Annotated in this window: 6 protein-coding genes; 4 read left to right on the top strand and 2 right to left on the bottom strand. The window is 58.0% G+C overall.

The window, feature by feature from the left end; genetic code table 11:
• Positions 1-183: 183 nt before the first annotated feature.
• Positions 184-453 carry a DUF6894 family protein gene (locus tag ACWTU9_RS32890; RefSeq protein ID WP_455861961.1) on the top strand — a complete coding sequence of 90 codons (270 nt, stop codon included), beginning with the start codon at positions 184-186 and terminating at the stop codon, positions 451-453.
• Positions 454-510: 57 nt separating this feature from the next.
• On the opposite strand, the gene ACWTU9_RS32885 is transcribed toward ACWTU9_RS32890, so the two are convergent.
• Entirely contained in the window at positions 511-708 is a 198-nt protein-coding gene (locus ACWTU9_RS32885) for a hypothetical protein (RefSeq protein ID WP_455861960.1), read from the bottom strand.
• A 162-nt stretch (positions 709-870) separates the two neighbouring features.
• On the opposite strand from ACWTU9_RS32885, the gene ACWTU9_RS32880 reads away from it, so the two are divergent.
• Positions 871-1,113 (top strand): DUF768 domain-containing protein, encoded by a 243-nt coding sequence (locus ACWTU9_RS32880; RefSeq protein ID WP_455861959.1) that lies wholly within the window; start codon positions 871-873, stop codon positions 1,111-1,113.
• Between the two features lie 463 nt (positions 1,114-1,576).
• On the top strand, positions 1,577-1,705 hold the full coding sequence (locus ACWTU9_RS32875) for a hypothetical protein (RefSeq protein WP_455861958.1): 129 nt from the start codon (positions 1,577-1,579) through the stop codon (positions 1,703-1,705).
• Between the two features lie 451 nt (positions 1,706-2,156).
• Here ACWTU9_RS32875 and ACWTU9_RS32870 read toward each other — a convergent pair whose 3' ends face one another.
• Complete coding sequence (locus ACWTU9_RS32870; RefSeq protein WP_455861962.1) at positions 2,157-2,465, bottom strand: Crp/Fnr family transcriptional regulator; 309 nt, start codon at positions 2,463-2,465, stop codon at positions 2,157-2,159.
• Positions 2,466-2,530: 65 nt separating this feature from the next.
• On the opposite strand from ACWTU9_RS32870, the gene ACWTU9_RS32865 reads away from it, so the two are divergent.
• A complete protein-coding gene (locus ACWTU9_RS32865; RefSeq protein ID WP_455861957.1) occupies positions 2,531-3,271 on the top strand; it encodes a DUF1236 domain-containing protein in 741 nt (246 codons plus the stop codon).
• Positions 3,272-4,867 lie beyond the last annotated feature (1,596 nt).

The following is a 4,867-nucleotide window of genomic DNA, read 5'->3' as shown; positions in this document are numbered from 1 at the left end:
ACGAGTCGATGCGCACCGTGGTGCTGATACTTCTCTTGGGGCGAAAGAACGAGCCTAAGCCTCGGAAACCGTAAACTTCTGCACAATCGTAAAGACCGGCAGACGCACCGGACTTCAAAGGCTGTTCGGCCGACATTCCGCAACCGTGACGGGAACATATTTTCAGCCGCATCGTTTGGACGAATGGCGCTCTATTATTTCGACGTTGACGATAATGGCGAGTTGTATTCCGACGATCAGGGCGTGGAATGCAGAGATTTTGCCGAAGTCAGATACGAAGCAATTAGAGCCCTCGCTGAGATGACGAGGGAAGCGCTCCCGGGCGGTGATCACCACAAGGTAGTGATCGTGGTACGCGACAGCGGTTGCGATCTGGTTTTCCGGGCTAGCATCGTCTTTGAGGTGGAAGCTGAGCGGTTCCCAGCAGGCAGTTCGCCAGACAGCCACGCCTGACTGTCCAAACTCCTAGCCGTATTGACAACTGTAAACGCCGCAGCGGTTAATCTAGCTCTACTGCCCTCCGCAGCTCACCTTCGGCAGGCCAAGGCCGATTCGCTGACCCTCGGCGAAGGCGCGGGCATAGGATTCGACTTCGAACGTGCTGACATGCACTTTGCCGTTGCGCACAACACGAACGAACCACTCGCCTAGGTTTTCTGTAATCTCGACGGAATCGGCGCAGCCGGTATCCGGCTGAAGCTCAACCATTTGCGTTCCTCCCGGGTAGGGCGAAAGCACCTGAGTTGACTTTCAAGCGTCCGTTTGCCTCGATGGATGCGGACGACTTTATGACTGTATGCCCGTCATCGAAGTGTCAGCAACCACATATGTGAATCACTCAAATCAAAAGGCGAAAGGAACCTAGCCGGGGTGACCGAGCTTAAGCCTTTCATGAGCACACGCGGCACCAACTTTCTGTATAAATGGATCTCGGAAAATGTCCCGGAGACGGCCGGCGCCGATCTCATATCGGTTGCCGAGCTTGCCGAAAAACTGTTTGCCGACGCCAAGGCGCTCGGGATCAGCAGCAGCGAAATCGAGGAAGATACGGGCAGCGTTTATGAGGTGCTTCTTGACGCTACCGTTCACCTTGATGAGAATATGGCGAAGTGATTAGGAGCGGTTCATGGCTGCTAGCCACAGAAACTACCGGCTACAAATCATGCTGAACGCTGACGAACTCGCCGTTGTTGACGAATGGCGATTCGCACGAAGAGTGCCAAATCGGTCCGAGGCGGTGCGCGCGTTAGTTCAGCGCCGCGAAACCCTGTACCTATTGGTGTCCGCTCGCAAGAATTTGGGGTGGTGAAGGCTCCGGACATAGATGGGCATGGACCTTGCTGAGCTCTTACAGGCGGCCCACTGCCGAGCGAGCGGGTTGCTGTTGGGGGCACACGGCAGCCGGACCATGCCGGAGTCCCTTCCGGCCGCTCATCATGTGCCTACATTAGCCACAGCGCAAATGCCATTTGGTATGAGAAAATCGTAAACGATAGCCGGCGGCGACGCACGTGAGGGTTGCCCGCAGGTTACCGATTTCGTACCAAGTCGAGATCGATAAACCTGGGATCTGATGATGGAAGATTACGAAAACCAGAAAGGCGCGAAGCCCGAAGACGTGCGTCACGCTTTGAAGGGATGGGCCTTTTTCGCGGTTCTGATGAGCGCAATCTTTGGCGCTGCCTATATCCTCATAGAGATGTGAGCCGCCGGGCCAGGCCCGCCTAGATTTGTGCGGCTAGATCGCGGGGACGTTGGCGCCGGCAGCGCGGGCGTCCCGATGTTCCGGGCCGCGTCCATCTCCCTGGCCAATTCGCGGCGCTATTATCCTCGACGTCCCGAGACGTAAGAAGTAAGGCCGCCAGCGCTCAGCAATTCGGTGGCCAGCCAAAAGCCGACCGCCATGACGGCGAGAACCACGAAGACGACAGCTAAGACCCTCACGCTTGGCCCCTGGTCACTTAGAACAACTTCTTCGCGGGTGAGCACGCCAGAGCACACAAAGCGAAGGTCAGGACGGTTACATTCCGCTCATTAATATAGGTGATATCAAATGAATGTTTCCCTAACCCCTGTCGGCAACCACGCTAACTCAATGAATTCCCCGGCTGTCAGCGCGCTGGAGCTCTGCTGCGTGGAATTCGAACGGACCGGAGCTAGTCGTTGCCTCCGGCAGGCACGCGAATGTGCAAATAGCTTGGGTCGAACCCGGCGTAGGCTTTCAACCGGCCTACGTGCGGGATCACAATCTTGTTGTCCCGCAGGGTGGCGAGGTTTTGTTTCCGAAGCTCCGCCAAACTCCGGTTAACGTGAACAAATGACAATCCCATTGTGTCCGCCAGTTCAACCTGTGTAACGGGCAGATCGAAATGGCCGTCGTCTGTCAGCCCGACCGCCTCCAAGCGAGCGTGGAGTTCGCAGAAGAGATGGGCAAGACCCTGGGCCCAAGCGTTTTGTGGACAGATTTCGGAACTATGCGTTCCGGCTCGGGTTACCCCAGCGAAGGGACCTGACTTCGAGGAGCAATTCCATGAAACAACTGCTTATTACGAGCATGATCGCGCTGGGCGTCGGCTGCGGCGCGGCGATAGCCCAGACCGAGACCGTACAGCCGAGCGGCGGCGACAATTGCGCGGTCGGTACGGCCGATTGTCAGAATGGTGGCAAGGCCGCCGCGCAGCCGCCGGGCAAGGCTAAGCAGCAAACCGAGCAGAAGGCCCAGGGCAAAGCTGGCACCGAGGTGCAGGCTCAAGGTAAGGCCAAGGTGAAGACCGACGAACAGGCCCAGGGCAAGGCTGGCGCGACGCTAAACCAAAACGCTGATGACAACACGGCGCCGAAGAAGAAGCAGCAGGTTCAGGGCACGGCCGGTGCGACCACCAATCAGAATGCTCAGGGCGAAACCAAGGTGCAAACCGATCAGCAGGCTCAGGGCAAAGCCGGAACCAGCACCGAGCAGAGCGCCGAGGGCAAGGCTAAGATCCGCACCGACCAGGATAAGACGGCTTCGATCACCAATGTGACGGTCGAGCAGAGGACGCAGGTTACGCAGATCATCCACGAGACCAAGGTCGAGCCGGTGCGCGATGTCAGCTTCCACATCTCGGTCGGTATTGAGGTGCCGCGGCACAAGGTGCGCCTGCACCGCCTGCCGGCCCGCATCGTCAAGATCGTACCCGCCTACGAAACCTACGAGTATTTCGTGCTCGCCGATGGGCGCATCGTGATCGTCGATCCCGATACCTACAAGATCGTGCTGATCCTCACTTGATCGGAAATAGTAGTGGAAAAGGCCCGTTATCCGGGCCTTTTCTCATTTGCTCGGGAAAAACGCCCGCAACGGCCAGCGGGCAAGGTCTCATGGAGATCCACTGGGTGGGCCAGTGCAGCAAACCAATTTCGCCGCAATGTCCCAGGCATCCGGCAATTTTGTCTTGGCCTCCGCCTCGGTTGGATCTACCCCGCGCCATTGGGAAGAGCACCAACGCGTCAAGACCAACGAGGTCAGAATCGGGATCGCCTACAAGTTCTGATTTGCAGCCATTTAGCGAACAGACCCTTCGCCAGGCCGATGTGCGCGCCGCCAACGAGGAAGGTCTTCAAGCTGGTCAAGGTTATGCAAGAAGCGTTACCAAAGGTGCCCTCTCGCGAATTCTCGTATCGCTCTCGGCGGCAACTCACTGATCGGTTGGCTACGTATTGTACGAAATCGGACATCGGAATCCACTTGATCTAAGAATTTCGATGGCCTTATAAAAATCGACGCTACCCATTGCTTTCTATGGAGGCATGCGATGGATAACGTGGTTCCGCTCCGCAATGCGGCTCGTGTCGAAGTGGCGGAAATGTCTGGCGAATGGCGCGTTCGCGTCACCGAAGACGGCCAAGAACTTACCCGATCGTTCGTACAGGAATCATTCGCGTTGGCTTACGCAGAAGCCCAGCGGATACGGCTAGGACTGCGGACGATCAGCCGGATATAGGAACTAACAAAGCCCTGCGCTTGGGTCTGCGCCGGGGCTCAAACATGTACGAGCTACTTGTCGCCCCATGGGCAGGGTGAGGGTCCGCCACTTCATCGCGAAAGACGGAACGGGGTAAAGCAAATGCGGATGCTGGTCGGGCCTGCCAAACGGGAAGGAACTTCTCGAACCATCTTCGACCGACCTTTGATCGACGGCTATGTCGCGCCTGGAACAGGCGGCCCGGTGATAACGATAGAAGCAGAGGGCATTTACTCGGATGATTCGAAGTACCGATACCAGATTGAATTTACGGTGGATGAACTTGAGGCAATTGTCGGAAGGAGCGGCCCGGCACCTGGGGCGGGTAGGCCAGTAAACACCGGGCCTATCCGGCAGGGGCCTCAAGATGGTGGCGCCGGTTGATGGGAGATATACGCGCCGCGGTGCCTCGGACGATCTTTGCCGTTGCCAGCGCCCACGCGTCCAGCCGCGCAGCCTGGCCGCTTGGACATGACCGGGCTTGCGCGATCTAATGGCTAGTGCAGAGTGGCTGTCGACCACACGCCCGATCCGCTCGTTGCGGCGGTGCCGCCTCGGGCACCTAGAACGGCCAGGCCGACGACGCCGATAAGCTCGCGGCGTATATTAGGTTACGCTCATCTTGACGCTGGCGCCGGCTGCTTGCGCGTTGATGCCGCTTAAGCACGGTTCAGAACAGCCAGACCGACAGAACGACGATGATATTCGCCACGCTTACGGGCGGCATCACGGGTGGCCCCTGCGGCTTCGTCGTCGGCCTTCACCGCCTTTTCTTGCGTGTCTGCAGCCAAATGTTCGGCTTGTCAGTACCGGCAAACCCGAACGCGTTCCAGCACCCGGTGGTGATGGTGCCAGTGCCTCAC

The sequence above is a fragment of the Mesorhizobium sp. 128a genome (assembly GCF_053848025.1).
This window is presented reverse-complemented; position numbering and strand designations above follow the sequence as displayed.

What these genes read in the sequence shown, in the direction of transcription:
- ACWTU9_RS32890 (WP_455861961.1), top strand. Translation starts at nt 184, where the DNA reads ATGGCGCTCTATTATTTCGACGTTGACGATAATGGCGAGTTGTATTCC.
- ACWTU9_RS32875 (WP_455861958.1), top strand. Translation starts at nt 1,577, where the DNA reads ATGGAAGATTACGAAAACCAGAAAGGCGCGAAGCCCGAAGACGTGCGT.
- ACWTU9_RS32865 (WP_455861957.1), top strand. Translation starts at nt 2,531, where the DNA reads ATGAAACAACTGCTTATTACGAGCATGATCGCGCTGGGCGTCGGCTGC.
- ACWTU9_RS32885 (WP_455861960.1), bottom strand. Translation starts at nt 708, where the DNA reads ATGGTTGAGCTTCAGCCGGATACCGGCTGCGCCGATTCCGTCGAGATT.